Origin of the sequence: Halopelagius longus, from assembly GCF_900100875.1 — an archaeon.
Lineage (GTDB): Archaea > Halobacteriota > Halobacteria > Halobacteriales > Haloferacaceae > Halopelagius > Halopelagius longus.
On the sequence record NZ_FNKQ01000003.1, the window covers coordinates 75,855 to 100,482 of the forward strand.

The following is a 24,628-nucleotide window of genomic DNA, read 5'->3' on the forward strand; positions in this document are numbered from 1 at the left end:
GCGTCGGGAACGACCAAGCCACCATCCGACGGCCGCACCGCCACGATTTTCGCGCGACGCGTCGAACGGGGAGTCGTGACTTCCATCCGGCGCTTCTCCGTCCCCGTCGAGACGCGCGCGCCGACGGGCGCGACCAACGCCTACCTCCTCGGCGACGAACGCTCCATGCTCGTCGACCCCGCGGGTCGAACCGCGGCCCTCGACGAGGCGGTTCGGGAGGCGACGGTCGAACACGTCGCGGTCACGCACACCCACCCCGACCACGTGGGTGCCGTCGCCGACTACGCCGCGGAGACGGGCGCGACGGTGTGGGCGCGGCGCGGCCGCGAAGACCGGTTCGCCGCGGCGACCGGCGTCGAACCGGACCGGACGTTCGCCGAGGGGGACCGAATCCCCCTCGGAGGTGACGCCGCGACCGTTCTCGACGTGCCCGGCCACGCGCCGGACCACGTCGCCTTCGAGACGGACGCCGGCATCGTCGCCGGCGATATCGTCGTCGCGGAGGGCAGCGTCGTCGTCGGCGCACCCGAAGGCGACGTGCGCGCGTACCTCGTCGCTTTGCGCCGCCTGTACGCTCGGAACCCCGACGCCCTCTTTCCGGGACACGGCCCCGTCGTCGACGATCCGCGGGCGACGTGCGAACGCCTGATTCGACACCGCCTCGACCGGGAGCGTCGCGTCCTCGACGCGATTCGGGCGGGCGCGTCGGACGTAGACGCCGTCCTCGACGCCGCCTACGAGAAGGACCTGGCGGGTGTGCGCGACTTGGCGCGGGCGACCGTCGAGGCGCACGTCGAGAAGTTGGCCGCCGAACGCCGGGTTCGCTACGACCGCGAGACGGGACGGGTCGACCCCGCGTGAAGGAACCGACCGAATCGCCCCAACTGCCCGAACCGCCCCAACCGACCCAACCGCCCAACCGAGGCCGTTTTCCCGCCGGGCCGCCGACAACCGGACGTGAACGACGGCGAACCGACGTTGGAGGCGGAACTCGAACGCGCCAGGGAACTCGACGTCTCGACCCTCGCGGACGCCATCGAGTCCATCGGCTTCGAGTGCACCCGGTGCGGCGCGTGCTGTAAGGGCCACGGCGAGGGCGACGAGAGGGAAGCCCACACGGCGACCGTCTTCCCCGACGAGGTTCGCGACCTGACCGACGCGACGGAGTACGACTTCCGCGACGTGGCCCGCCCGATGCCGTTCGGGTTGGTCGAGGGCGAGGAGGGCCTCGAAGGCGAGACGTTCGAGTGGGCGCTACAGACGGACGCCTGCGGCGACTGCGCGTTCTACGAGGAGGACGACTCGGGGACGGGCGCGTGTAGCGTCCACGAGGACCGGCCGCTCATCTGCCGGACGTACCCGTTCAGCGTCGCCCTCGGCGGGACGAGTCAACCGATGGGCGAAGCGGTGGACGAGGAAGGAATCGTCCGCGCCCACGAGTGCGAGGGCCTCGGCCGCGATATCTCCCGCGAGGACGCCGAGGAACTGGCCGCGGCGCTGAAGACGCGGGCGGTGCGGGAGCTAGAGGAGGCCATCGGCGTCAGAGACGAGTTCTCCCCGGTCGAAACCGGGCCGGGCGAGGTGGTCGTCCACGACTCGGAGGGCGCGAAACGGCCCGACGGGTCGCCGGTCGAGGAGTGACCGCGTGTTAGCGGCGGTACACATTTAACGTTCCGAAGAGACGACAGTATGGAGGTCTAACGGTGGAAATCTCAGATAAACTCCTGTGTCTGTTCAACACCGACGTGCGCGCAGAGGACGACCGCTACGTCGTCGAAGTTCCGAAGCGCGAAGTCGAGGCCGGCACCGTCGAACCCGGCGAGACGTACCGCGTCGCTCTCATCTCTCGCGAAGTGACGGAAGAGGAGGAGACGACCGAACCCAGCGGAACCTCGAGCGAACCGCAACCGCCCGTCGAGGTGGGCGAACTCCGGTACGTCGAGATAGAGGATATCGGCAAGCAGGGCGACGGCATCGCCCGCGTCGAACGGGGCTACGTCATCATCGTCCCCGGCGCACAGGTCGGGGACCGAGTCAAGATCGAGGTCACGGAAGTCAAGTCCAACTTCGCCGTCGGCGAAGTCATCGAGGAGGACTTCTAGAACCCACCTTTTTCCGCCTCGAGGTCGCGTAGCGACCTACTCGGCGCAAAAATCTGGACCAAAAAGCCGCGCCTCGATCACTTCGCTCGGCGCGGTACGGCCACTGGCGGACGCCAGCACCGTCTTCGACTATCTGCGGACTCTCTCCGGTCGAACGACCGGAAACTGTTTTGTGGAACTGCCGACATAACGTCGGAGTATGAGCCCTCCGCGCACGGTCAGGTCGCCGACCGCACTCGCCAGATACACGCCCGATAGCCGCCGGTGGCGGCGGCGAATCGCAGCCCTCGCCGCCGCCGCCGCACCCCTCGCGGCCTACGCGGGGCTTGCCATCATCTCGGGCGTGAAGTCCGGTCCGGCGTACAACACCCTCATCGCCGTGTTCGGGATACTCGCGTTGACGCTTCCGGCGGTCGCCGCGGCGTCCCTCCTCGCCCCCGACTCCGGGACGACGCGGCCCGAACCGACCCGCGGGTCGAACGTCACCGAACGGAGTCCATCGAGCGACCGGACGGGAGTTGGTGACGCCGTAGAGATACTGAAGAGTCGGTACGCCGCCGGCGAGATAGGCGACGAGGAGTTCGAGAGACGACTCGGGACGCTCGTCGAAACGGACGAAGTCGGACCGGGAAGCCGCGGCGATGACGATAGCGTCGGCCGGACGCCGCGCCGGGGCGAAGTCGAGTCTGCCCGCCGGTAGTCCTCGCGACCGGACGAGTCGGTGGCGTTCAGTCCGCGCGCCGTTCGACCGGATACCCGTCCGTGAACTTCGAGAAGTCCACCTCCGAGACGTTCACCTCGTCCGCCGAGGCGTACGGCCGGTCGATGAGTATGTCGCCGGCCGTTCGCTTGCCGATGCCGGGGATGGCAGTCAGTTCGTCCATCGACGCCTCGTTCGGGTCGAGGGGGTGCGGCACGCCCGTCACCGACCGGTAGCCGTGGTCCACGACGGAGACGTCGATGGTCCGTCCGAGTTCTCGTTCGCCCGGGATGCCGACGAGGAGGGGGTAGGTGCCGAGTTGGCGGCCGAACGTCTTGCCGTCCTGGTGGTACTCCAAGTGGACGTTCGGGAGCACCGTCCCCGCGGGGGCGAGGCGTTCGAGCATCGGCCGGTCTATCTCCTCGCGGACCTCCGTTTTGTACTGCTTGAACAGTTTCTTGTGTTCCTTCGCGATGTTCGCGCCCTCCTCGGCCATCTCGGTGCCCTCGAACGCCATCACCTGTCGGATGTTGATGCGGCGGACCATCAGCCCGGCGTCGTAGACGCGGTGGAGGAACCGCTTGTTGTGCTCGAACGTCTCCTCGCGTTCGGCCTTCAGGCCGTGAAGCAGGTTGATTCCGGGCAGGAGTTTCGGCAGGCGGTTCGTCGCGTCGGGGCCGTGCGTCGGCGCGTCGTCGGGCGACTCGCCGGGACGCCATCCGGCCTCCTCGTTGACTATCTTGACCGCCTCGAAGCACTGGTCGGCGGTGACGTTGAGCGTGTTCGCCTCCTGCACGACGGGGTCTGCGGATTCGAGGCCGAACGCGGCGGTGTCGCCCGGCGTGTTGTGTTCGGCGATGATGCGGATGCACTCGCGGGACTTCTCGGGCCACTTCACCACCGTGATGGGGTTCATGTTGTCGAGGTGGAGCGTCTCCAGATTCGGGGCCACCTCGCGGATGCCGCCGTAGAGGCGGCGGAGGGCGTCGGGGTTCGGCGCTTCGCCGTCGCCGCCGAACGCGAGGATGTCCGCCTGCCGCCCGAGTCGGAAGTGCTTCGCGCCGCGGTTCGAGAGGTTCTCTACCTCCCTGACGACGGACTCCGCCGACCGGAACGCCGGGTTGCCGTACATCGGTTCCGTGCAGAACGAACACCGGTAGGCACAGCCCCGGGACGTCTCCATCTCGCAGATGAGGTAGTCGGGGTGGTTCGGGTGCTGTTCGACGACGAACGCGCCTTTCGCGGCCCAGCGGTCCAGTTCCTCGTTGTCGCGGTAGCGGTTGTCGAACCCTTCGAGGCCGTTGTCCACCAAGTCGTACGCCGCCGCCTCCACGTCGGCCATCGCGAGGAAGTCGTAGTCGAGGTTCTGCCGTTCCATCTCCTGTGCGCCGGCGTTCTCCTCGCCGACGCCGAAGCGGATGGGGCCGCCCATGAGCGTCGTTCCGTCCGCCGTCCACGCGAGTTTCCGGACCTCGTCGGGTTCGGCGGGCGTCCCGCCGACGTACTTGCCGGGGACGGTCATGCCGCCGATGTAGACGAACAGGTCCGCGTCGGCCACGTCGGCCCACTTCGAGCGGTCCTCGCGGAGTTCGTCGATGGTGTGGTAGGTGACGCTCTCCTCGGGCACGCCGGCGTCCACGAGAGCGCCCGCGGTGAAGCGCGGGTACGTCGAGATGTACGGGGGGACGCCGAAGTGCGCGGGTTCGTCCACGTACCCGTCGACGAGTGTCACGGAGATGTCGGCCGGGTCGGTCATGTCCGGGCAGAGGCGGCGAACGCGTAAAACCGTGACTACCTTCGCCCGCGCCTCCGACGCGCCGGAACCGGGAGACGTTTAGCCCGCGCCGTCGCTTTCCCGCGTATGAGCGAGGAGTCGGATTCGGACGCGACGCGCATCCGACCCGTCCGACCCGGCGACGCCGAGGCGATTCGGGACATCTACGCGCCGTTCGTCCGGGAGACGCCCGCGACGTTCACCCTCGAACCGCCGTCCGCCGCGGAGTTGCGCGAGAAGATCCGGAAGACTCGCGAGGCCGACGAGTACCCGTGGTACGTATTCGAGTCCGACGGGTCGGTCGTCGGGTACGCGTACGCGAGTGCGGTGCGGGACAGGCCGGCCTACCAGTGGAGCGTCGAGACGTCCATCTACGTGGACCCCGAGAACCACCGCGGCGGCGTCGGGCGGCGACTGTACGACCGCCTGTTCGACGCCCTGCGGCGGCAGGGGTACGTCTCTGCGTTCGCGGTTCTGGGCCTGCCGAACCCCGAGAGCGAGGCGTTCCACGAGGCGTACGGCTTCGAACACCTCGCGGACTTCCCCGCGGCGGGCTACAAACTGGGCGCGTGGCGCGACGTGGGGTGGTACCGACTCGAACTGCGCGACCCGCCGGCGGACCCCGACCCGCCGCGTCCCCTCTCGGAAGTCGAGTCGGTGTCCGACGAGTTCTGACCGGCGGGGCGACCGAAACCGGCCGCCCGAACCGACCGCCGGAACCGACGCGGAGAGCCGAAGCCCGCGTGTTTATCAGCGTGGCGGAACAACGTTCGACCATGCCTGCGACCCTCGAAGTGAAGTGCACGAACGGGGACTGCGAGATGGATATGTTCGAACTTCACTACACGTACGACATGCCTGACGACGTGGGCGTCGAGGACTTCGTCTGTCCGTACTGTCAGGAGAGTCGACCGTTAGAAGAGATCCAACTATGAGCGGACTCAAGGAGTTCGGCGAGTCGGCCGCAAAGAGCGTCCTCGAACGCATCGGGCGCGGCGTCGGGCGCGTGCAGGAGCGCAAACCCCTCCCGTACGACGTGCTCGAATCCGACGACGCCTACCTCGTCGTCTTCGACGCTCCCGGCGCACAACGGAGCGACGTGCAGGTTCGGTTCCTCGACGGCGAAGTCGAGGTGCGAATCGACCGCTTCCGCGACTTCCACGAGGGGTTCGACATGCGCTTCCCGGGTCGCGGGCTGTCGCTCGACGGGTCCGCGGAACTGCCCGACGGCGCGTCCGTAGACGCGACGGACGCGACGGCGACGCTGGCGTCCAACGGGACGCTCCGCGTCCGCATCCCGAAGGACGACGAGGCCCGAGACGTGGAAGTGACCGAGGAGGGCGAGGAGACGGACGAACTCGGCTCGGACGGGGACTCGGACGTCGAGATGTCGGACGTCGAAGAGACCGTCTCCCAGAGCGAGGGCGAGACGGTCGGCGACGGCGACGCCCTCGAATCCGACTACCGAGACGAGTAGCCCGTCACTCGACGGCCATCCCTTCTACGACCTCGAACGCCTCGTCGCCTCGGAAGCGGCGGGGGTCGTACGGTTCTATCGACGCCGCGGGCGCGCCGAGCATCGCCGCCGCCACCGCCTCGCCGGAGGCCGGCGCCCACATGAACCCGTGGCCGTGCCACCCCGTCGCGACGAAGACGCCCTCGCGAATCTCCCCGAGCAGCGGTTTTCGGTCCGGCGTCGCGGTGCAGAGGCCCGCCCACGCGCGGTCCACCCGCGGGTCGTGGTCCGCGCGGGACCGGAGCACCTCGCTCACCTCCGAGACGAACGTCTCGTCGCCCTCGCGGGACCACGACTCCGGGTCTGCCTCCGCGAGTTCCGTGCCGTCGCCCGCCAGCAAGCCCGAGGGGTGCGGCCGGAAGTACGCCCGGGCGGTGGCGTCGTAGCATATCGGGCCGTCGTAGGGACGCCGACTCACGAGGGCCTGCACGCGGTACGGCTTCATCGCTATCTCGATTCCCGCCTCGGCGAGGACGGCGTTCGTCCGCGCCCCGGCGGCGACGAGGACGGCGTCGAACGCCTCGGACGCCCCGCCTCCGACGACTCGCGGCGGGTCGGCGCGGACGCCGACTTCGACGCCCGTTCGAACCTCGACGCCGGCGTCGCGCGCCCGTTCGGCCGCGTCGCGGACGTACGCCGAGGGGTCCGCCCACGCGGCGTCCTCGGCGACGACGGCGGTGCCCACGTCGTCCGTCGCGAGCGAACCCCCGAACCGGTCTCGGAGGCCCGCCCCGTCCGTCGTCGTCACGTCGCGCCCGTGGACGCGCATCCGTTCGGCCGCCTCCGCTATCGCCTCGCCGGTCGATTCGTCGTCCTTGCGCGCCAACGCGACGTACGGGCACGGTTCGACGTCGAACTCGCCGCCCGCGGAGGCGAACGCGCGGAACCGGGCCATCGCTCTCGCCGCCATCCGCACGTCCACGTCCTCGGCGTAGGCGTCGTAGAGGATGCCCGCGGCGCGCCCGGACGACCCGGAACCGGGTTCCGCGCCGCGTTCGAACACAGTCACCGACGCGCCCGCGCGGGCGAGGTCGGAGGCGGCGGTGAGGCCGACGGCACCCGCGCCGACGACGGCGACGCGCGTCCCCGTCCCGTCGGGAACCTCGAACGGTCGAGCCATCGGGTCGCCGTCCGGCGCGTCGGAACCGGTCTCGGAATCGGTCATACCGACCGCTCGTCGCGGCGGCACTTAGCGTCCGGCGACTCGGCGGGCGGAAGGAGAGAAAGAAGGGAGGTAGAGAGGGAGCGCAGAGGGGCGAGTCGGTCGCTACTCGGTGAACGCCTCGACGCCGCGGGCGGGGTAGCCGACGACGACGTCCGCGCCCGCGTCTTTGAGTTCCGATATCTGCTCGCGGACCGTCTCGACGGACCCGACGAGGCCGTAGTCGCGGACGGCCTTCGAGAGGACGTCGCGGGCCCGGCCCGTCGCCGCGGCGTCGGTGGCCGCGTCGTCGGGCAACGCGGCGGCGACGGGGCGTCTGCGGGCGGCGTACGCGCCCACCGCGTCGAGTATCTCGTCTTCGTCGTCGGTGAGGACGGTCGGCGCGTAGACGGCCACCTCGCCGTCGTACCCCGCCGCGCGGAGTGCGCGCAGGTCACGGCCGGTCGTTCGGGAGAGCAGTTCGTACTGGGTGCCGCCGACGGCGAGGGCGATTCGCTCGATTCCCTCGGTGCCGACCCACGCCTCGGGGGCGCGTTCGACGCCCGCGCCGAGTCGCGGCGCGACGGCGCGGCGGGACTCCTCCTCGGTGAGGTACGCCGAGTGCCCCGCCACGAGGACGCGGCGCACCGAGTCGGGCACCTCGTCCCAGAGAGCGTCGTCGCCGAGGGGGTCGAACCCGTCGGCGCGGACGGGTATCGTCAGCCTGACCTCCTTCTCGTCGGCCAGTTCCCGCAGAACGTCGGCGTCGGGGACGTGGTCTCTGCCCTCGTAGTCCACCGCGACGGTTCCGACGGGCACGTCGAGGCCCGCCAGTACGTCGCACTCTTTCGGCTTCAGGGCCACCGCGTCGAGGCCCGTCTGCGAGACGCTACGCTCTCCGGTTAACATCTGCTATCACTACTCACGAGAATGGGGTTATCGTCGTCGCGGAACGCGATCCATCGTCTGTGCGACCATGTACGCCTTCGTACCTCTCGGTCGGGGATAATCCTGTCGCTCGGCGGCACGTATTGCGGCGTCCGACTCACACCGGGTAGTCGGCGTCGGGGTCGACGACGCGGTCCGGTTCCGGCGGCATCTTCCAGTCCGTGGTGAGTTCCAGCAGTTGGACGAGCATCCGGCCCGTCGCGCCCCAGACGGTGTAGCCGTCCACGCGGAAGAAGTGCAGGCGGATGGGGCCGTAGTGGGGGTGGTCGCGGTGCTCGGACTCGTAGTTCGCGTAGTCGGTGAGGTCAGACTCCGCCAAGGCGACGATTTCGGCGACTTCGCGTTCGTCCGGTTCGTACTCCCTGTCGGGGACGCGCGCGACGAACGGCGTCACGGAGTAGTCGGTGACGGTCCGGATGTCGTCGAGACGGCCGAAGAAGTCTACCTCCGAGTCGCGGAGGCCGATCTCCTCGTCGGCCTCGCGGAGCGCAGTCGCCCGGAGGCAGTCGTCGCTCGGTTCGCGGCCGCCGCCGGGGAAACTCATCTGTCCGGGATGCTCGCCGAGGTGGTCTGCGCGCTTCGTGAACAGCACGTGGTCCTCGTCGTCGCGAACGAGGACCGGCGCGACGACGGCCGCCTGCCGCCCCGCGTCGGTCACCTCGTCCGGAACGTGCGACGACACCCGCGAGAGGTCCATGTCGGTTCCAACGGGCGAGACCCTATAGCCTTAGCCCTCCGGGACCGCCGCGCTCGATTCGCCCTGCGCTCCTCCGCTCACCCGTCCAACGCGGCGTCGAGGTCCGCCCGCACGTCGCCGACGTCCGCCGCCTCGCCCGCCCACGCCTCCACGTCGTACGTCACGTCGAGGAGCGTCCGGAGTCGCTCGCGGGTCGCCTCGTCGGGCGCGCCGTCGGCGTCGGCCACCGCCTCGGACGCCTCCGCCCGCAGTCGGTCCGCCGCCGCGGCGGCGACCGCCTCCCGGCCGACGTTCCGGTCGGGCACGTCGAGGATGTGCGGGAGGTCCTCCGCGTTCGGCGGGAGCGAAGGGAACGCGACCGGACCGGCCGCGAGCAGTTCCGCCTCCGACTCGGCGTCGTCGGCGGCGTCGGCGGCGTCGTTGGCGGACTCGCCGTCCAACGCGACGAGGTAGTAGTCCCGAATCGCGCCGTCTACGGCCTCGGCGAGGGCGTCGGCGTCGGCGTCGCGCCCCTGTTTGAACGCGAGTTCGTCGAGCGACCGTTCGAGTTCCGCGCGGGTGAGCGCGCCGAACAGGTCGACGATGCCCGCGAGGTCGTCGTAGAGCGCCTCGCGTTCGGTCACTGCGCCACCTCCCGGAGGTCCGCGCGGGCGCGTTCGGCGACCGCGTCGGGGTCCAACTCCGTCTCCGCCCAGGCGGGCAGGCGGTCGTCCGCCGGTCCCGGTTCGCGGACGGCGTCGGCGTACACCTCGACCTGCTCCCGTTCGCCGTCGCGGTCGAACTGGAGGCCGTTGAGCGCCGCGTCGGCGGCGTACTGATCGATGAGGTTGCGCGCCGTCTCGCGGTAGCGGGCCGGAAGCGTGGCGAAGTCGGGCGTCACCCCTCGCTCCGCGACGCACCGCAGGAGCGTCTCGCCGACGGACCGGCTCATATCGGAGAGGCCGGTCGGCCCGCCGACGGCGCGGTGGTCGTGTTCGTACGCGCCTAAATCGACCTGCGCCGTGCCGTCGAAGCCGGCGGCGTCGAACGCGTCGCCGAGCGTTCCGACCTCCAACCCCCACGAACGCGGCGCGCGAATCTGCCGGGCCACGTCGCTCGTCGCGGCGAACTCGCCCGCCAGCGCGTACCGGAACGAGTCGAGGTAGCGGAGGAACGGCGCGGCGTGCGCGTCCGCCAGCGTCCGAACCAGCGGGACGTAGAACAGTCGGAAGAGCCGACCGTACAGTCGCCCGTCTTCGACGCGGGCGTAGTAGCCCTTCGAGAAGTCGTACCCCTGCGCGAGCGGGAACAGCAGGCGGGCGACGTACGACCGGTCGTACGTCTTCGTGTCGGCGTCGTGGACGACGACGAACTTCTCGGCGGCGGCGCGTCCCAGCGCCAACCAGACGTCGCGGCCCTTCCCCCGCGACCCGTCGAGTCCGTGCTCCGCGAGGGCCTCCTCGACCCGCGGGCCGTCGCACCACAGCACCTCTATCGGGAGGTCGAACTCCGTCAGCCAGTCCCGGAACCGACCCACCTTCTCGGCGGGCGCGCGGAGGGGGACGACGACCCGCGCCGGTTCGACGCGTTCGAGTTCCGCCAGCACGCGTTCGGCCGCGAGTCCGGCGTACTCGCGTTCGGTCATCGGCACGACGACGGCCGTCCGGTCCGTCGGGGCGTCCGGAACCGGCCCCGTGAGGTCGTGCAGCGTCGTCACCCGCTCCTGAACGTACTCCATCGGGCGGAGGTGAGAAGTGACGGACCAAAAAAGGCGAGGAGACGCAAGTCGTCCGGTCGTCCCGCGTTACTGCGGGAGTCTGCCGGCGCGCTGGAGGACGAGGAGCGTTCCGACGACCACCGCGAGGCCGAGCGCGAACGTCGAGAAGATGGCGTCGTAGGCGAGTCCTCCCGCCGGAAGCGCCGGGAGGAAGGGGACGTGCGACGCCGCGGCGACGACGAACTCGTATGCCGCCTCCCCCTCTCGAAGCGCGCCGACGACGGACGACCCGCCGGCCTGAATGACCATCATACAGCCGGAGTACACCGCGTACGCCGACGAACGGTTCTCGTCCGGGAGAGTATCGAGCATGTACGTATCGAGCGCCGGGAACAGGCTGTGGATGGTGTAGCCGACGAACGCCGTGACGAGGGCAAGCGGAATCAGCCCCGTCGTCCGCGTGAGTATGAGGACGCCCGCGACGAACGCGACGAGGATAGAGAGGAGGTACGGCACGCGCGGAAGCCTGTCGGCGAGGCGGCCGGAGACGAAGAACGCCGGGACGCCCGCCGCGAAGACGACGGTGAGCATGTTCTTCGCCGTCGAACTCTCCAACCCCTTCGTCACCATGTACAGTTCGTAGAAGTTGAACAGCCCCTGCCAGACGAACCCCGTACAGCCGATGATGGCCACCCCGACGAGGACGACGCGCCACTCCGACCGGGCCGCGCCGAACAGGTCCCTGTCCCGCGCTCCCGCCTCCGGCAGGTCCGCCCGCTCTGCGGTCCGGTAGAACACGAGGGTGGCGACGAACGCGGCGACGCCGATGCAGACGAACGTGGCGCGCCAGTTCACGAAGACGGCGAGGACCAGCGTGACGAACGGCGCGGCGAGGACGGCGGCGAGTTGGCTCGACATGCCGTGGATACCCATCGCGCGCCCGACGCGCGCGGGGTAGAGTTCGCTCACCAGCGGATTCGCCGAGACGAAGTACGCCCCGGAGGCGAGTCCCATCGACAGTGCGCCGACGGCCACCGTGAGTACGGAGTCCGCGAAGGCGGTGAACGTCGCCGCCGCGGTGAGGACGACGCCGGTTCCGAGGACCACCCTGTGGCGGGGGACCCGCGTGAGGAGCCACCCCGTCGGGATGCGCAGGAGGGCGCTTCCCACCCACACGAGGGTGACGATGAGGCCCGCGGTGCCCTCGCCGATGGCGAACACGTCGATGAGTTCCTCTAAGAGCGGTGCGAACACCACCCGCGCCAGATTGACCAACAGCACCAAAGAACAGAGCGTTCCGAACAGCCGTCCTCGTGACACGGACGCTCTTCGCTTCAGGACAGTTCAAGTGTTCGGAAACCCCCCGTAGGAGGCCGCTATCGGTACATCGCCGGACGTATGGGAACGAGTGGCAACGCCGCGGTCTTTTTATGTACCGCTTACAAACGCGGAGACGGATATGAAATCGACGCGGAAGGGGCTCCGGGCAGGGGAGTTGGATAAAGACACGTACGGACGGCTCACGTGCGGTGAGTGCGGGGAATCGCTGAAGAAGCAGAACGACCCGGACGAGGTGTTCTCGGTTCGCATCTGTCCCGAGTGCGGAAGCGAGTGGAAAGAACTGCGGTAGTCACTCGAAGACGGCGTCGAACGCCCGCGCGCCCATCGGGTCGAACGTCCCGGCGGCGACGTTCTCGGCCACGTGGTCGGCCGACCCGGTGCCGACGAGGGCGGTTTTGACGCCCGGCGCGCTTCGAGCGAAGTTGACCGCCCGTTGGGCCGCCGTGTCGCCGGCCAGTTCCGCGTCCACGGCGGCCGGAATCCCTCCCGCTAACTCTCCTTGACCCAGCGTCGCACTCGTCACCACGTCGAGGTCGGCCTCGTGGGCGTACCAGAGCGCGCTCACGTCTCTGTCCTCCGTCGGGTGGCGGTGCGCCTCGACGGTGAACGCGTCGGCCATCGTGACGTTGAACGGTAACTGAATCGCCGCCAACCCGCACTCTTCGACGCCCGCCGAGGCGGCGGCCGACTCCGCCCGCGAGACGACTTCCGGCAGCGAGAGGTACTGGTCGTGGCCCCGCGGGACGCGGAAGGCGTTCCACGTGGCGACGCCGTACGCGCCGACGTCGCCGTCGTCGCGCCGCCGTTCGAGCATCTCGAAGGCCGCCTCCAACTGGTCGTACACGTCCGCTCGGCTCCGTTCGGTCAACTGCGTCTCGGGGTTGTGGACGTAGTAGAGGTCCACGCCGTCGAGTTCGAGGTTCGAGAGCGACCGGTCGAGACACGACGAGAGGAAGTCGGGCGCGATGGCGTGGCTTCCGCGCGCGAGTTCGGAAGCGTCCACCAGACCGGCGCTGACGAACTCGTCGCGGACGTACGCGCCGGGGTCGGCCGGCCTCTCGCCGTCGAACGGGACGAACCCGCCCTTGGTGGCGACGACGACTTCCTCCCTGTCGGCGTCGGCGTCGCGGATGGCCTCGCCGACGACGCGTTCGCTCCGCTGACAGCGGTAGTTTATCGCCGTATCGACGAGGTTGACGCCCGCATCGAGGGCCGCCGTCACCGCCGCGCGGTACCGGTCGTCCGCCTCGTCCGTCGGGTCGCCGAGGTAGGTACCGACGCCGATGCTGGAGGCGACGCCCGGGCCGAAGCGACGGAAGTACGTCCGCCCGAACGCGTCGCCGAACCGGTCCCGGTACCCCCACGTCCCCTGTTTCGTCGCCATGGTGTCGGCTACGTGACGTGCGGGTAAACGCTCTGCGACTCCGCACTCGACTCCGTCGGAGCGCTCAGATGTCGCCCGACAGCGCGTCGAACAGTCGCTCGACCAGCATCGACCGGTCGAGGTCGGACCCGCCGTCGGTCTGGATGGTGCCGCCGCGTTGCGGAATCTGGCCGCCGCCCATGCGGGCGTGCCCGCCCGCCGAGGACCCCGGCACGTCGTCGAGTGCGTGTTCGAGCATCCGACCCATGTGCACCCGGTCGTCGCGGGACCGACCGGAGAGGTAGACGGTGCCGTCGCGTTCGCCGCAGACGACGACGGCCGTCACGCCCTCCAGTTGGATGAGTTCGTCCGCCGCCTGCGGGATGGCGTCGACGTTCGAGAGCGTCCCGATGTCGCTGACGGCGAACGGTCCGCGCACGTCGCGTCCGGCGATGGCGCGGGCCTTCAGTTCCAACACCTCCGTGGAGACTTCGGGGTTTGCGATGCGGTTGAGTGCGTCCTCGTCGACGCCGGGGTAGAGGTAGCCCGCCGCCTCGAAGTCCCCCTCAGAACACCCCGAGGTGAGGCGCTTCGTGTCGGTGAGGATGCCGTACAGCATCCCGGTGGCGACGTTCGAGGGGATGGTGTACTCGGCGCCGACTTCGCTCGCGTGGCGGTCCGGCGGGACCGGTTTCGCCCCGATGTCGCGGAAGTACTCCGCGACGATGCTGGAACAGGCGCCGTAGTCGGTCCGAACGTCGGTGAAGTGTTCGCCCGTCCCCTCGCCGGGGTGGTGGTCGATGACCGCGAAGGGGAGGACGCCGTCGGCCCCGGCGAACCCGCGCGGGCGGTTGTGGTCGACGAGGATCACCGCCTCGGCGGCGAGGTCGGTGACGTGGTCTATCGGCTCTAAATCGAGGTCCAACACCGTCTCGAACGCGCGGTTCTCCTGGTGGCGTATCTGCCCGGTGTACTGGATGCACACCTCGGTGTCGACCTGTTCTGCGAGGCAGGCGGTCCCGATGGCCGTCGCCATCGCGTCCGGGTCGGGGTTGGGGTGCATGAGGACGACCACCTCGTCTAACCCCGACAGTTTCTCCAAGAAGTTCGTCCCCATCGGCCGCTTGAACCAGAGGATGGCGTACAGGCCGCCGACGAGAGCGAACGCTCCCACGAGGAGGGCCGCGACTAACCCCGGATGCGACCCGAACACCGATTGTATCCCATCGAGCACCCGCCCCGTCTCCTGAATGGGTGCTGACACCGCCGTCACGCCCATACGTCCTATCTCAGAGTCCACGGTGAAGAATATTCCCTCGTTTCGACGACGTTCGCCCGGCGGACACCGAGACGGACGCGCGACCGTTACGCACCGGTCTCCGTCCGGTAGCGGTCGACGGCCTCGCGGTACCCCGTCCGGTAGGTCGGGTACCGGAACTCGTAGCCGAGCGACCGGAGTTTCTCGTTCGAACACCGCTTGCTCGTCCGGATGCGCCGTTTCGCCGCCTCCGAGAGGTCACCCTCCGCGAGGCGTTCCTCCTTCGTCCGCTTCGGCGGGCGGGAGACGCCGCACTCGTCGGCCAACCAGTCCGCGAACGCCCACTTCTCGGCCGGTTCGTCGTCGGCGACGAGGACCACCTCGCCGCGGGCCAGACCATCCGAGAGCAGGAACGCTATCGCCCCGGCGGCGTCGTCGCGGTGGACCATGTTGAGGTAGCCCTCGGTGACCGGACCGTCCAGGTACCGTTCGAGGCGGTAGCGGTCGGGGCCGTACAGTCCGGCGAACCGGGCGACGGTGCCGTCGATGCCGGCCTCGGCCGCCGCCTCGCGGGCGACGCGTTCGGCCTCCGCGAGCACCGCCGTCTTCTCCGTCGTCGGGTCGACGGGCGTCTCCTCGTCGACCCAGTCGCCGTCGTGGTCGCCGTAGACGCCGGTCGAGGAGGTGTAGACGAGTCGGTCCGGCGGCGACTCCCGGGAGCCGTACTCGGCGATGGCGTTCTCCAACCCCTCGACGAAGACGCGCCGGGCGGCGTCCGCGCCGCGCCCGCCCGAACTCGCCGCGAAGACCACCCACTCGGCGTCCGGCAGGTCGCGGAGGCTATCGGGGTCGGTCACGTCGGCGCGGCGGGCGTCGAGGCCGGCGTCTTCGACGGCCGAGAGGCCCGAGTCCGAGCGTCGGACGCCCGTCACCTCGTGGCCGTCGGCCGCCAACTGCCGACCGAGTTCCAGTCCGACGTAGCCGCACCCGAGGACGACGACGCGGGCCATCTATCGGTCGTTGCGCTCCTCGATGTAGCGTTGGATGGCCGCCAGTTCGTGGAGGGTCATCGCCGACCGGCCCTCGATGGCCTGCTGAATCTCCTGTCCGGAGAGGTCGAGGTCAACGTTCGAGGCGATGGTGTCCACGTCGAGGACGCCGGTCGTCATCCCCAAGAGGAGGTGGTCCCGGACTTCGAGGACGATGGTCTCGGCGTCCGGCGCGTCGCCGTCGAGTGCGGCGAGTTCGGCGGCGTCTTCGAGGCGAAGTTCCGGCGCGGGGCCGTCAGCGACGGCGGCGACGTCGGACTCGTCGACGCCGGTGCGTTCTGCCGCCGTCTCGACGCCGACGCGTTCGACGGCGCGCCGTATCTGCGCCTCGTAGGCTTCCCGCAACTCCTCTGTCGAGAGCGACGCCGGGTCGTCCGCCGCGTCGTAGAGCATACCACCGAATCGCCGCCGCGCACTCAAAACCGTTGTCCTGTCGGCGTCCGCCTGCACCGGGTCCGCGCGCGTTTCGACCGTCACTCCCGCGGGCACCGCCCGGTCGGCGTCTCGCATCCGGGGCCGGGTTCCGTACCGTCCCACGCGGGCGATTTCTCGACCGCGTCGCCGTCTTTGTCGCCGACGCCGAGTCTCCCCGGCGGGACGACGACGGGAACGACCGTTCGCACGTCGAACCCGACGCGTTCGCTCCGGCCGAGCGTCTCCTTGACGCCGTCGCCGTCCACGTCGAGGGCGACGACGCTCCCGTCTCGGACGTACGTGACCGGCGTCTCGCCGCCGCGGTCCGCGGATACGGCGAAGCGAGCGTACTCGCCGCGGGCCTCCACGACCCAGAGGTTCGTCGTCGCAACCCACGGGTTCAGCGTCGGCGAGAGGGGGAGGCCGGCGGGCGTGCCGCCGAGGGAGGCGTACTTCTGGGCGGCGCGTTCGGTCCCGCGCCCCGCCGCATCCGTCAGGAGTTTCGTCCCGACTTTGCGCGTCCGCGACACCGTCCGGTTGGTGGCGCGTTGCGGCACGCGAACGGCGGACTCCGTCGCCGCGGCGGCGACATCGACGCGAAGCGCCGTCTCCAGCCGGTCGCGGGCCGTCGCGTCAGTCGGTTCGACTTCGGCGGCGACGGCCGCCGCGAACGACCCGTTCGTCGCCGCGACGGCGCGTCGCCCGGTCCCCTCCCACCGATCAAAGGCGGCGTTGACCGCCCTGCGACGGTCGTCCTTCGGGAGGTCGGTCTCCGCGCCCAACGTCTCGACGGCCCGCGAGCGAACGGCGCGGAGCGAGTCCTCCGTCTTCCGTCGGAGCGTGTCGCGGCGACCCGCCAGCGTCTCGTCGTCGGTGGTCGCGAGCGTCCGGTTCGCGGCGGTGAGCGCCTTCCCCGCCGTCCGGAGCGACACCGACTCGCCGGACCCGAAGAGGGCGTTGACGACCGCGTCGGAGGCGTCCCCGTACGGGAGCGTGAACACGTTGGTGTTGCGCGCCGCGAGGGGGTAGTACCGCGTTTCGTCGCCGACGCCGTCCACTCGGTCGCCGGAGACGGGCTTCACGGAGAGGTACGCCGGGTCGCCGTCGGGAACGAACGCCGCCGACCCGCCGAGCGTCGAGTCGTTCCCGTACTCGTGGCGGGCGGGCGTCCGAACCGTGCGGTTGGCCGCGATGCGGTTCGCCCGTTCGGCGTCGACACCGCGGTCGACGAGGGCCTCCTCGATGCCCTCGTTTCGGGCCGCGGTCCGATTCGCTCGCTCGTCGAGGGCCGCGAGGAGTCGGTTCAGGTAGGCCGCCCGCGCCGCGACGCGGACGCGGTCCGCCGCCCCATCGTAGGAGTCGGGGGCGGCCACCAGCGACGCGCGGCGCTCTCGGATGACACTCGCCAACCGGGCCGCGGGGTTGACGCGGCCGGTCGCGACCGCCCGCGCGGGCGGTTCGACGGCGACGTTCCGAACTCGCTCGCGGAGAGACGCCACGTCGTCGTACACCCACGCGCGGAGTTCGTCAGGGCGTCGGCCGTCGACGGTCGTGACGACCGGTTCCTCGCCGCCGACCGCCCGGCGGGCGACGGCGTCCGCGCCGCCGCGTTCGGCGAAGGCGTCGCCGACGGCGTCGGGTACCTGTCGAAGGTTCGGCCCGTCGACTGCGCCGCCGCGTTCGAAGAGCGGGTCGACCGGTCGCTCCGGCCCCGGAACCGATGCGAGCGAGCCGGTGACGGCCATCTCGACTCGGTAGGCGTCGGTCCACGTCGCATCCGTACTTCGGGACGAGCGGTTCGCGTGTCGCCACGTCCGTTCGACGCGGTGCTCGACCACGACGCGCCGGACGGCGGTGTCGAAGACGCGTTCGCCCGAATCGGTCCGCGGCCGAGTCGCCGTCCCACCGGCCGATTCAACGCGCGTCTCGCGGGACGTCTCCTGTCCGGTCATCGCCCACCCCTCTCCGGGGGCGTCCGGCGCGGGACGGGATCCGTCTCGGACCGTCGTCGCGTCCGACTGGACCGTCACCCGCACTCGGTAGCCGTCGCGGCGAATCGTCTCGAACCCCGCGCGTTCCCCGTCGCCGCGGAGGAACTTGACGAACGCCTCGTCGGCCGTGCGGCCCACGTCGACGCGGAGCGTCTCGTCCGTCGAGGGCGGCGCGGCGGTCGGTATCGTGGCGTTCTCCGATTCTGGGGGCGCCGCGGCGTCGGTCACGCCGTCGGCGATGAACGCCGCCCCGTCGCTCCCCGCGACGGGCGTGAGAACGTCCGTGAGTCCGGTTCGGGCGGTCGCCCGCCGAACGCCGCGGCGGGCGTCGGGGTCGCTCCGGCCGAACGCGGCGCGTTGGGCGGTCAGGAGGCCGGCGTTCGTCGAGAGTTCGACGTGCCGGTTCGCGAGGACGTTCTGAATCGGCGCGCCGGCGTACTGGGCGGCCCCTCGCACCTGCACGACGCCGAGGAGTCCCGCCGTCGTCCGGCGGGCGAGTCCCGGGGATTCGAGCGGATTTGCGTCGAGTCGACGCTGGTAATCGACGGTTCGGTCGTGGAGTCCGAGGACGGGGACGGCTACGGTGAGCGTCCGGGTGACCGACTCCTCGGCGACCATCCGTCCGTCGCGTCGGGCCGTCAGCGAGACGTTCCTGACTGTGACGCGAAGTGCGGTTCCGTTGGCCGTCTTGGCGACGGAGACTCGACGTATCGCCTCGCGGACCGACGACTCGTTTTTCGGGGTCGCCGGACAGCGTCCGGCGGCCCGACAAGCGCTGCTCGTCGGCGTCGGCAACGAGGCGTTCGCAACCACGTCGCCGCGTTCGTGTTCGACCGAGCGAAGCGACTCCGCCGCGGCGAGCGAAATGCGGAGACGGAGATACCGACGGAACGTCCGATTTTCCCCCAGCACTTCGCCGACGGCGGTGGTCGAGTTGTCGGTCACGGGGTCGCGCGCGGCGGCGAGTGCGGCGTCGTGGGCGGCGGTTCGGAGCGCCGTCGTCGTCTCGGCGTCGATTCGGTCCATCGACTCGTCGACGGTCCGGTCGGCGGCGCTGGGTCCCCCCGTCGCGAGCGACGCGCCGTACGTCGAACTCGTCACGAGGAGGAGGACGCCGACGAGGGCGAACGGGACGCGCCCGCGGTTGTCGTCCGCGAGGCGCATCAGGCGGCCCTCCCGTCGGACTCCCACGTCCGAACGACGACCCGGACCCGGTGGACTTCGACCGCCTCCGCCGCCGCCTCCGGCGACTCGAACCGGTCGCGCAGGTCCGCCTCCACCGCGGGCGCGAGGGCGTCGGCGAGGCGGCGGTTCAGCGCCGTCGTGTTCTCCGCGCGGAGGTCCCGTTCGACGGGGACGCCGAGTTCGTGTCCGAGGCGGCCGTATCGGTGCCACATCAGCGCCGAGACGGGGTAGTCGCCCCGAAGCGCGAGCGACGCGGCTTCGGGCGGGACGAGCGCTTCGACGGTTCGCTCGGCGACGGCCGACGCGAGCGTCCCGAAGTCGTCCGCCGCCGACGAGGGTACCGGTTCGACGCCGCTCGGTACCGACAGCGTCGCGGCGTGGACCGTCGCCGCCGACGGCGGTTTCGCCCCGACGCCGACCCGTCCGCCGACGGTCGAACCTGGGTAGGGACGCCACACCGCGTCGACGCGGAGCGAGGACGCCTCGAACGCGCCGGTGACCGCCCCGCGAACGGCCCGCGGGAAGTCGTCCCGCGCGCCCGTCAGCGAGTCGTTTCCGAACCCGGCGGTGGCGACGGCGGCGCGCGCGAGGAGGCCCGCGAGCGTCCCGTGCGTCGTTCGGCGGAACTCCGACCCGTTCTCGCGGGGGAACGCGGCGGGGGTGCCCCGCACCGGGCCGGTTCCCGGCCGAAGCGAATACTCCACCGTCGCGGTACTCGTCGCGAGCGTCTCCGCGGCGGCGTCCGTGCGCGTCGAATCTCCCGTTTCGACGGGGTCGGAGACGGCGGTGACGCCGAAGACGGCCGCGCCGACGAGGAGGAGACAGACCGCGGCGTCGACGGCGGCGTTCATCGCCACACCGCCACGCGGAGGCGTCCGGGGACGACGGACCCGGGACCGAAGCGGACGCTCGTCGTCCGACTCGCCGCGTCGGTCGGCGTCCCGTTCGGCGGCGTCGGACCGGCCGTCCACCGCCGGTCGCCCGCGGTGAGCGTGACGTTCAGTCGGCGTCCGTCCGGTGCCGCCGATTGCGCCGTTCCGAGCGCAGACGGGTCGGCGACGCCGCCGTCCGCGAGTTCCTCGGAGACGCGGTGGAGCGTCGGGTCCGCGTACGTTCGGTCGTCGCCGAGGGCGGCGGTCCCGCCGAGGGCGACGACGTAGATGCTCACGCCGGTACAGACGGCGAAGAGGGCGACGAGGGCGGCGAGCGGAGACGCCTGCCCCCGTTCGCGACCCTCACGCGTCCACGAGAACGACATCGACTCCCTCCCAAGAGGTGCGGCGAACGATGAGCGTGCGGTCCACGTCGCGCCACGTCGCGGTATCCGACTCCACGCGTGCGTCCACGATAGCCTGCTGAAACGCCGCCTTCGACTCGAAGACGCGCTCCGGCGGAGCGCCGTGCAGGACCGCTCGGAGCGGCGAATCGCCGGTCGGGACGGGCGTTACGGGGCCGAATCCGAACGTCGCGTGCGCGGTTCCGGCGTCGTTTCGCAGCGAGATGCGCCGAGTGCCGAGTCGGACCGAAGCGGCGTCGAGCGGATGTTCGGCGGTGGCGTCGTACTCCGCGGCGGCCACTCGGTCTACGGTCTCCGCGGCGTCCGTCGCGTTCGGCGGCGGCGTCGTCGGGAGACCCGCGACGGCGCCGACGAGTGCGAGACTCGCAAGCGACAGTCCGAACCACGCGTACCACGAGTCGAGGGGAACGTCGAGCATGGGGGTGCTGGCCGCCCGCCCGTATATAAAGTCTCGCAGGGATCAGAACAGAAGCGACGCGCCGGCGAACGCGGCGAGGTACGCCCCCGTCGCCGCCAAGAGAGCGAGACCGACGCGGTAGCCGACGAGCGTTCGGTCGAGCCCCCGGTCGAGTCCGGTCGAGAGCATCGTCAGCAGACCGGCGAGACAGAGCGCGTACGCGCCAACCGAGACGCCGAGCGTCCCCGTCGAGAGCGCCGTCGCCTCGCCCGAAAGCGAGAGGTCCGTCTCGGCCATCCGCGCCGCCATCGCCACCGTCGCGCCCGCGACGAGGGGCGCGAAGAACGCCGCCGTGTTCGCGAGCGTCCCGGTCACGGAGGACAACTGTCGCCGCGCCTCGCGTTCGACGCGCCGGAGTTCGCGGAGGTGGTCGGCGGTGGCGACGATAGCACCGCCCGCCGGTCGGCCTTCGGTGGCGGCGACGGCGAGAAGCGCGGCGGCACCCCGCGTTCGCGGGCTCGGAACGTCCGCGAGCGCGCCGTACTCGCCGAGGAACGCCTCCCGAACGCCGACGCGGAGTCGCCGTCGAACCCCGGCGGCGTCAGACAGCATCTCGCCCGTCGCGCCGTCGATGTCATCGGCGGCGTCTTCGACGGCCGTCTCGACCGCCGTTCCGTCGTCCACGCGCCGGCCGACGAGGTACAGGGCGTCGTCCAGTCGGGACTCCACGTCGCGGACGCGGCGACGGACGCGGGCCATCGGATAGTAGTGGGCCGCCAGCGACGCGCCGAGACCGAATCCGGCCGCCGCGACGGGCGACGCCCACGAGGCGACCACCCCGCCGCCGACCCATCCGACGGCGACGCCGACGAGCCCGGCGAGTACTCCGCGGTGCGGACCGGCGGTCACGTCCGGGTGGTCGCTCCCGACGCGCGGCGGCGGGAGGGCGACGGGACGGCGCACGAGCAACCACGCGCTCGCCGCGACGACGACGAGGGGCAGGAAGACGTTGTAGGCGAAGACGAACGCGCTCGTCGGGAGCGTCAGTCCCGCGGCGCGGGCGGCGGGGAGGACGCCGACCAACGCGAGGGGTAACAGGACGCCGAAGGCGTACAGCGCCGTCGTCGGCCCGCGAACCGTCGACGCGAAGTCGGCCATCTCGTCGTGCGTCCCGTCGAGAACCGCCTCCAGCGCTCGGTCCAGCGACCGACTCCGCTCGCCCTCCGCGGCGTCGGCGCTGGTGAGGAGAAGCGAGACCGAACGGTCGACGGCGGGGAACCACGGCGACCACTCCTCGGCGAACGACTCCAGCGCCGACTCCGGTGCGCCGCGCGCCCGCCGGACGTGGGATTCGAGGCTCTCGGAGAGGGGGCCGTCGCCCGTTCTCGTGGCGAAGAGCGCGGCGCGTTCGGGCGTCGGTTCGAGTCGCATCCGGAGGGCGGCACGCCCCACGAGGTCGGCCGTCTCGCCCAGCGCGCGCGTCCGTCGGAGCGCCGCCATCCCGACCGGGAGTCGATGGACCGCGTGCGTCGCCGCGAGACCCGCCGTCACCGCGAGGAGGAGTCGCGTGACGACCGGAGACGCCGGCGCGAGGAGCGTCGAAGCGACGAGGACGACCAGCGACGCCGGAACCGCGGCGACGTACCCCGCCCGCACGACGGTTTCGGCGTCCACGTCGACGCCGAGAAACGCCGCCGACCGCCGAAGGTCGTCGCCGACCGACACCGGCCACGGGTACGCCCGGGCTAGCTCTCGTGCGAGCGTCGTCGCCGTCGAGTCGCCGCTTGCGTCCACGTCAGTTCACCTCCCGTTCGCGGTAGGCGGTCCGGACGTCTTCGGGGCGGGTCCTGTCCGTCTCGGCGAGGCGGCCGAGGTGCGTCGCGCGTTCGTCGAGGGCGTCGAGAACGTCGGCGTACGTCTCGGCCGGTTCCGCGAGCGACGCCGCGAGTGCGCTGTCGCCGCGTTCGATTCGGCCCGTCGCGTCGAGTCCGTCCGCGTCCGACTCGTAGAGCGTCTCGAACCGTACGCCCTCCTCGCCGGTTCGCACCTCCTCGATGGCGGCGACGCGCCTCCTGGGGCCGTCGCGGGCGCACGTCACCACGAGGTCCGTCGCGCCGAACGCCGACTCGGCGACGCCGAGGTCGGAGACGACGCGCTCCCGGACGGCCGCCGCGGAGTCGCCGTGTATCGTCCCGAGGACGGCGTTGCCGTGTGCGCCGACGCGCATCGCCTCGTACAGCGTCCCCGCCTCCTCGCCCCGCACCTCGCCGACGACGAGAGCGCCGTCGCCGAGTCGGAGCGCCGTCTTGAGAGCGTCGTCGGGCGAGAACGACCCCTCGCCGCCGTCGAGTTCGACGGTGAGCGGTTGCACGTCGCGGCCGCCCTCCCGGAGCGCTTCGACCGGTAGTTCCGGCGTGTCCTCGACGGTGACGAGGCGCGTCGCGTCCGGGAGTTCCCAGAGTAGCGACCCCAAAAGCGTCGTCTTCCCCGCTCCGCGCGTCCCCGCCACCAGCGCCGCCGCCCCGCGTTCGGCGGCGAGAGAGAGGAGGGCCGCCGCGTCGGCCGGGAGGGTGCCCGCCGCGACGAGTCCCGGGAGCGTCCACGCGTCGTCGCCGTGTGCGCGGAACGCGAAGCCGATACCGTCGCTGGCGGGCGCGGTGACGCCCGCGACGCGAACCTTCGTCCCGTCGGGGCGCGTCACCGAGGCGTCGAGTGCGGGCGTCGCGCGCGAGAACGCCCGTCCGCTGGCGCGGCGGAACCGCGAGGCGAGGGCGGCCGCGCCGTCGGCGGTGAGTCGGACGTTCGTCCGCACCCGTTCGCCGTCGAGAGTGACCCGGACCGGGTTCTCCTCGACCGGCGCCGACGCCACCACGTCCGTGACGCGCGGGTCGGCGAACAGGTCGTCGAGGACGCCGTTTCCGCGGGTGTACCGCCGAAGCACGTCCGTCAGCGTCTCGACGGGCGTCGAGTCGTCCGCGACGCGGCGGACGGCGCGGCCCGGTGCGCGGTCACCGCCCTCGACTCCGCCTCTGGCGAGGCAGTCGTACGCCGATTCGAGCGTCGCCGTCGCGGCGGGGTCGAGAGCGTGCGCGACGGGCGTGAGGTGATAGAGCGTTCCGTCGGGCGTCTCGTACGCGCGAACGGTCGCGCCGGACGGGAGTTCGCGGCGGTCGAGGAGCGACGCCCCGGCGGGCGGGCGAAGCGTGACGCGCGAACGGGCGACCGACGGCCCGACGGCGGGCCGAATCGCGTCGTCGTACCCGTCCACTCGCGCGGCCCCCTCTTCGAGACCGGTTTCGGCGACGATTCGGCCGACGGCCCCGGCGCGTCCCGCCGCCTCACGCGCCGCGCCGAGTGGGTCGCGCCGGGCGCGGGCGGCGAGCGATTCGTCGTGAAACTCGACGCGTTCGACGAACCGGCCCGCCGCGAGGAGCAGTCCCGCGGCGTCGCCCTCGTACGTCCGACCGACGCCGTCCGCGACGGTTCGGACGACGTCGGCGTCGCGGGTCGCCAACGCGCCGACGACCGTCGCGCGGCAGTCGGGACTCGAAGCGAGGTCACCGCCGCCGGGACAGTCGTCGGCGTCCACGACGAGTTCCGCGCGCCGTCGGTCGGACCGTCCGGCGGGCGTCTCGAATCGCGGGTCGCAGCGACAGGCGTCGTCTTCCGAGTCCGTTCCGGAGCGAACCGCCCCGACTCCCGCCGTGACGGCGGATACGAGGTTCAGATCGGCGTCGAAATCGATCGGCATGGCGTCGC

Annotated in this window: 25 protein-coding genes; 8 read left to right on the forward strand and 17 right to left on the reverse strand. The window is 71.1% G+C overall.

Features of this window, described 5'->3' with window-relative positions; translation table 11 throughout:
- The first annotated feature begins 75 nt into the window (after positions 1-75).
- The 4 genes from BLS11_RS11060 (at position 76) to BLS11_RS11075 (ending at position 2,802) form a co-directional block, all read left to right on the forward strand.
- A complete protein-coding gene (locus BLS11_RS11060; protein WP_092537436.1) occupies positions 76-861 on the forward strand; it encodes an MBL fold metallo-hydrolase in 786 nt (261 codons plus the stop codon).
- 96 nt (positions 862-957) lie between these two features.
- Entirely contained in the window at positions 958-1,641 is a 684-nt protein-coding gene (locus BLS11_RS11065) for a YkgJ family cysteine cluster protein (protein WP_092537438.1), read from the forward strand.
- Positions 1,642-1,703: 62 nt separating this feature from the next.
- Entirely contained in the window at positions 1,704-2,102 is a 399-nt protein-coding gene (locus BLS11_RS11070; protein WP_092537440.1) for a TRAM domain-containing protein, read from the forward strand.
- A gap of 199 nt (positions 2,103-2,301) precedes the next feature.
- Positions 2,302-2,802 (forward strand): SHOCT domain-containing protein, encoded by a 501-nt coding sequence (locus BLS11_RS11075; RefSeq protein WP_092537442.1) that lies wholly within the window; start codon positions 2,302-2,304, stop codon positions 2,800-2,802.
- 28 nt (positions 2,803-2,830) lie between these two features.
- Here the strand turns inward: BLS11_RS11075 and BLS11_RS11080 are convergent, their stop codons facing one another.
- Complete coding sequence (locus BLS11_RS11080) at positions 2,831-4,558, reverse strand: radical SAM protein (RefSeq protein WP_092537444.1); 1,728 nt, start codon at positions 4,556-4,558, stop codon at positions 2,831-2,833.
- A 105-nt stretch (positions 4,559-4,663) separates the two neighbouring features.
- Here BLS11_RS11080 and BLS11_RS11085 point away from each other — a divergent pair, with 105 nt between their 5' ends.
- From BLS11_RS11085 to BLS11_RS11090, 3 genes are all read left to right on the forward strand, one after another.
- On the forward strand, positions 4,664-5,251 hold the full coding sequence (locus tag BLS11_RS11085) for a GNAT family N-acetyltransferase (protein ID WP_092537446.1): 588 nt from the start codon (positions 4,664-4,666) through the stop codon (positions 5,249-5,251).
- Between the two features lie 101 nt (positions 5,252-5,352).
- Positions 5,353-5,511: a DUF7559 family protein gene (locus BLS11_RS19420; RefSeq protein WP_175454435.1), complete on the forward strand. Its 159-nt coding sequence runs from the start codon at positions 5,353-5,355 to the stop codon at positions 5,509-5,511.
- Positions 5,508-6,053: an Hsp20/alpha crystallin family protein gene (locus tag BLS11_RS11090; protein ID WP_092537448.1), complete on the forward strand. Its 546-nt coding sequence runs from the start codon at positions 5,508-5,510 to the stop codon at positions 6,051-6,053. The genes BLS11_RS19420 and BLS11_RS11090 overlap by 4 nt, the downstream gene beginning before the upstream one ends.
- A 4-nt stretch (positions 6,054-6,057) precedes the next feature.
- Here BLS11_RS11090 and BLS11_RS11095 read toward each other — a convergent pair whose 3' ends face one another.
- The 6 genes from BLS11_RS11095 to BLS11_RS11120 all read right to left on the reverse strand — a co-directional run bounded on the left by BLS11_RS11095 (position 6,058) and on the right by BLS11_RS11120 (position 11,858).
- A complete protein-coding gene (locus BLS11_RS11095; protein ID WP_092538576.1) occupies positions 6,058-7,257 on the reverse strand; it encodes an NAD(P)/FAD-dependent oxidoreductase in 1,200 nt (399 codons plus the stop codon).
- A gap of 102 nt (positions 7,258-7,359) precedes the next feature.
- Positions 7,360-8,142, reverse strand: coding sequence for a DUF7388 family protein (locus tag BLS11_RS11100; protein WP_092537450.1), 783 nt, complete (start codon positions 8,140-8,142; stop codon positions 7,360-7,362).
- 136 nt (positions 8,143-8,278) lie between these two features.
- On the reverse strand, positions 8,279-8,878 hold the full coding sequence (locus BLS11_RS11105) for an NUDIX hydrolase (RefSeq protein ID WP_092537452.1): 600 nt from the start codon (positions 8,876-8,878) through the stop codon (positions 8,279-8,281).
- Between the two features lie 77 nt (positions 8,879-8,955).
- Complete coding sequence (locus tag BLS11_RS11110) at positions 8,956-9,501, reverse strand: DUF7109 family protein (protein WP_092537454.1); 546 nt, start codon at positions 9,499-9,501, stop codon at positions 8,956-8,958.
- Entirely contained in the window at positions 9,498-10,595 is a 1,098-nt protein-coding gene (locus BLS11_RS11115) for a glycosyltransferase family protein (RefSeq protein ID WP_092537456.1), read from the reverse strand. The genes BLS11_RS11110 and BLS11_RS11115 overlap by 4 nt, the downstream gene beginning before the upstream one ends.
- A 66-nt stretch (positions 10,596-10,661) precedes the next feature.
- Positions 10,662-11,858 (reverse strand): MFS transporter, encoded by a 1,197-nt coding sequence (locus BLS11_RS11120; RefSeq protein ID WP_092537458.1) that lies wholly within the window; start codon positions 11,856-11,858, stop codon positions 10,662-10,664.
- Positions 11,859-12,033: 175 nt separating this feature from the next.
- Here BLS11_RS11120 and BLS11_RS19425 point away from each other — a divergent pair, with 175 nt between their 5' ends.
- Positions 12,034-12,204 carry an HVO_0758 family zinc finger protein gene (locus BLS11_RS19425; RefSeq protein ID WP_175454436.1) on the forward strand — a complete coding sequence of 57 codons (171 nt, stop codon included), beginning with the start codon at positions 12,034-12,036 and terminating at the stop codon, positions 12,202-12,204.
- On the opposite strand, the gene BLS11_RS11125 is transcribed toward BLS11_RS19425, so the two are convergent.
- From BLS11_RS11125 to BLS11_RS11170, 10 genes are all read right to left on the reverse strand, one after another.
- On the reverse strand, positions 12,205-13,299 hold the full coding sequence (locus tag BLS11_RS11125) for an aldo/keto reductase (RefSeq protein ID WP_092537460.1): 1,095 nt from the start codon (positions 13,297-13,299) through the stop codon (positions 12,205-12,207).
- Positions 13,300-13,363: 64 nt separating this feature from the next.
- Complete coding sequence (locus tag BLS11_RS11130) at positions 13,364-14,557, reverse strand: DHH family phosphoesterase (protein ID WP_092537462.1); 1,194 nt, start codon at positions 14,555-14,557, stop codon at positions 13,364-13,366.
- An 86-nt stretch (positions 14,558-14,643) separates the two neighbouring features.
- Positions 14,644-15,546 (reverse strand): SDR family oxidoreductase, encoded by a 903-nt coding sequence (locus BLS11_RS11135; RefSeq protein ID WP_092537465.1) that lies wholly within the window; start codon positions 15,544-15,546, stop codon positions 14,644-14,646.
- Complete coding sequence (locus BLS11_RS11140; protein ID WP_092537467.1) at positions 15,547-15,978, reverse strand: DUF5791 family protein; 432 nt, start codon at positions 15,976-15,978, stop codon at positions 15,547-15,549.
- Between the two features lie 80 nt (positions 15,979-16,058).
- Positions 16,059-19,154, reverse strand: coding sequence for a DUF7286 family protein (locus BLS11_RS11145; protein WP_092537469.1), 3,096 nt, complete (start codon positions 19,152-19,154; stop codon positions 16,059-16,061).
- The gene (locus BLS11_RS11150) at positions 19,154-20,026 is read right to left on the reverse strand and encodes a DUF7284 family protein (protein WP_245698881.1); all 873 of its coding nucleotides are present in this window, start codon (positions 20,024-20,026) and stop codon (positions 19,154-19,156) included. Before BLS11_RS11150 ends, BLS11_RS11145 begins: the two co-directional genes overlap by 1 nt.
- Positions 20,023-20,433: a DUF7285 family protein gene (locus BLS11_RS11155; RefSeq protein ID WP_092537473.1), complete on the reverse strand. Its 411-nt coding sequence runs from the start codon at positions 20,431-20,433 to the stop codon at positions 20,023-20,025. The genes BLS11_RS11150 and BLS11_RS11155 overlap by 4 nt, the downstream gene beginning before the upstream one ends.
- Positions 20,411-20,890 carry a DUF7283 family protein gene (locus BLS11_RS11160; RefSeq protein ID WP_092537475.1) on the reverse strand — a complete coding sequence of 160 codons (480 nt, stop codon included), beginning with the start codon at positions 20,888-20,890 and terminating at the stop codon, positions 20,411-20,413. Before BLS11_RS11160 ends, BLS11_RS11155 begins: the two co-directional genes overlap by 23 nt.
- A 42-nt stretch (positions 20,891-20,932) precedes the next feature.
- Positions 20,933-22,663, reverse strand: coding sequence for a type II secretion system protein (locus BLS11_RS11165; RefSeq protein ID WP_092537477.1), 1,731 nt, complete (start codon positions 22,661-22,663; stop codon positions 20,933-20,935).
- 1 nt (position 22,664) lies between these two features.
- Entirely contained in the window at positions 22,665-24,620 is a 1,956-nt protein-coding gene (locus tag BLS11_RS11170; RefSeq protein ID WP_092537479.1) for an ATPase, T2SS/T4P/T4SS family, read from the reverse strand.
- Positions 24,621-24,628 lie beyond the last annotated feature (8 nt).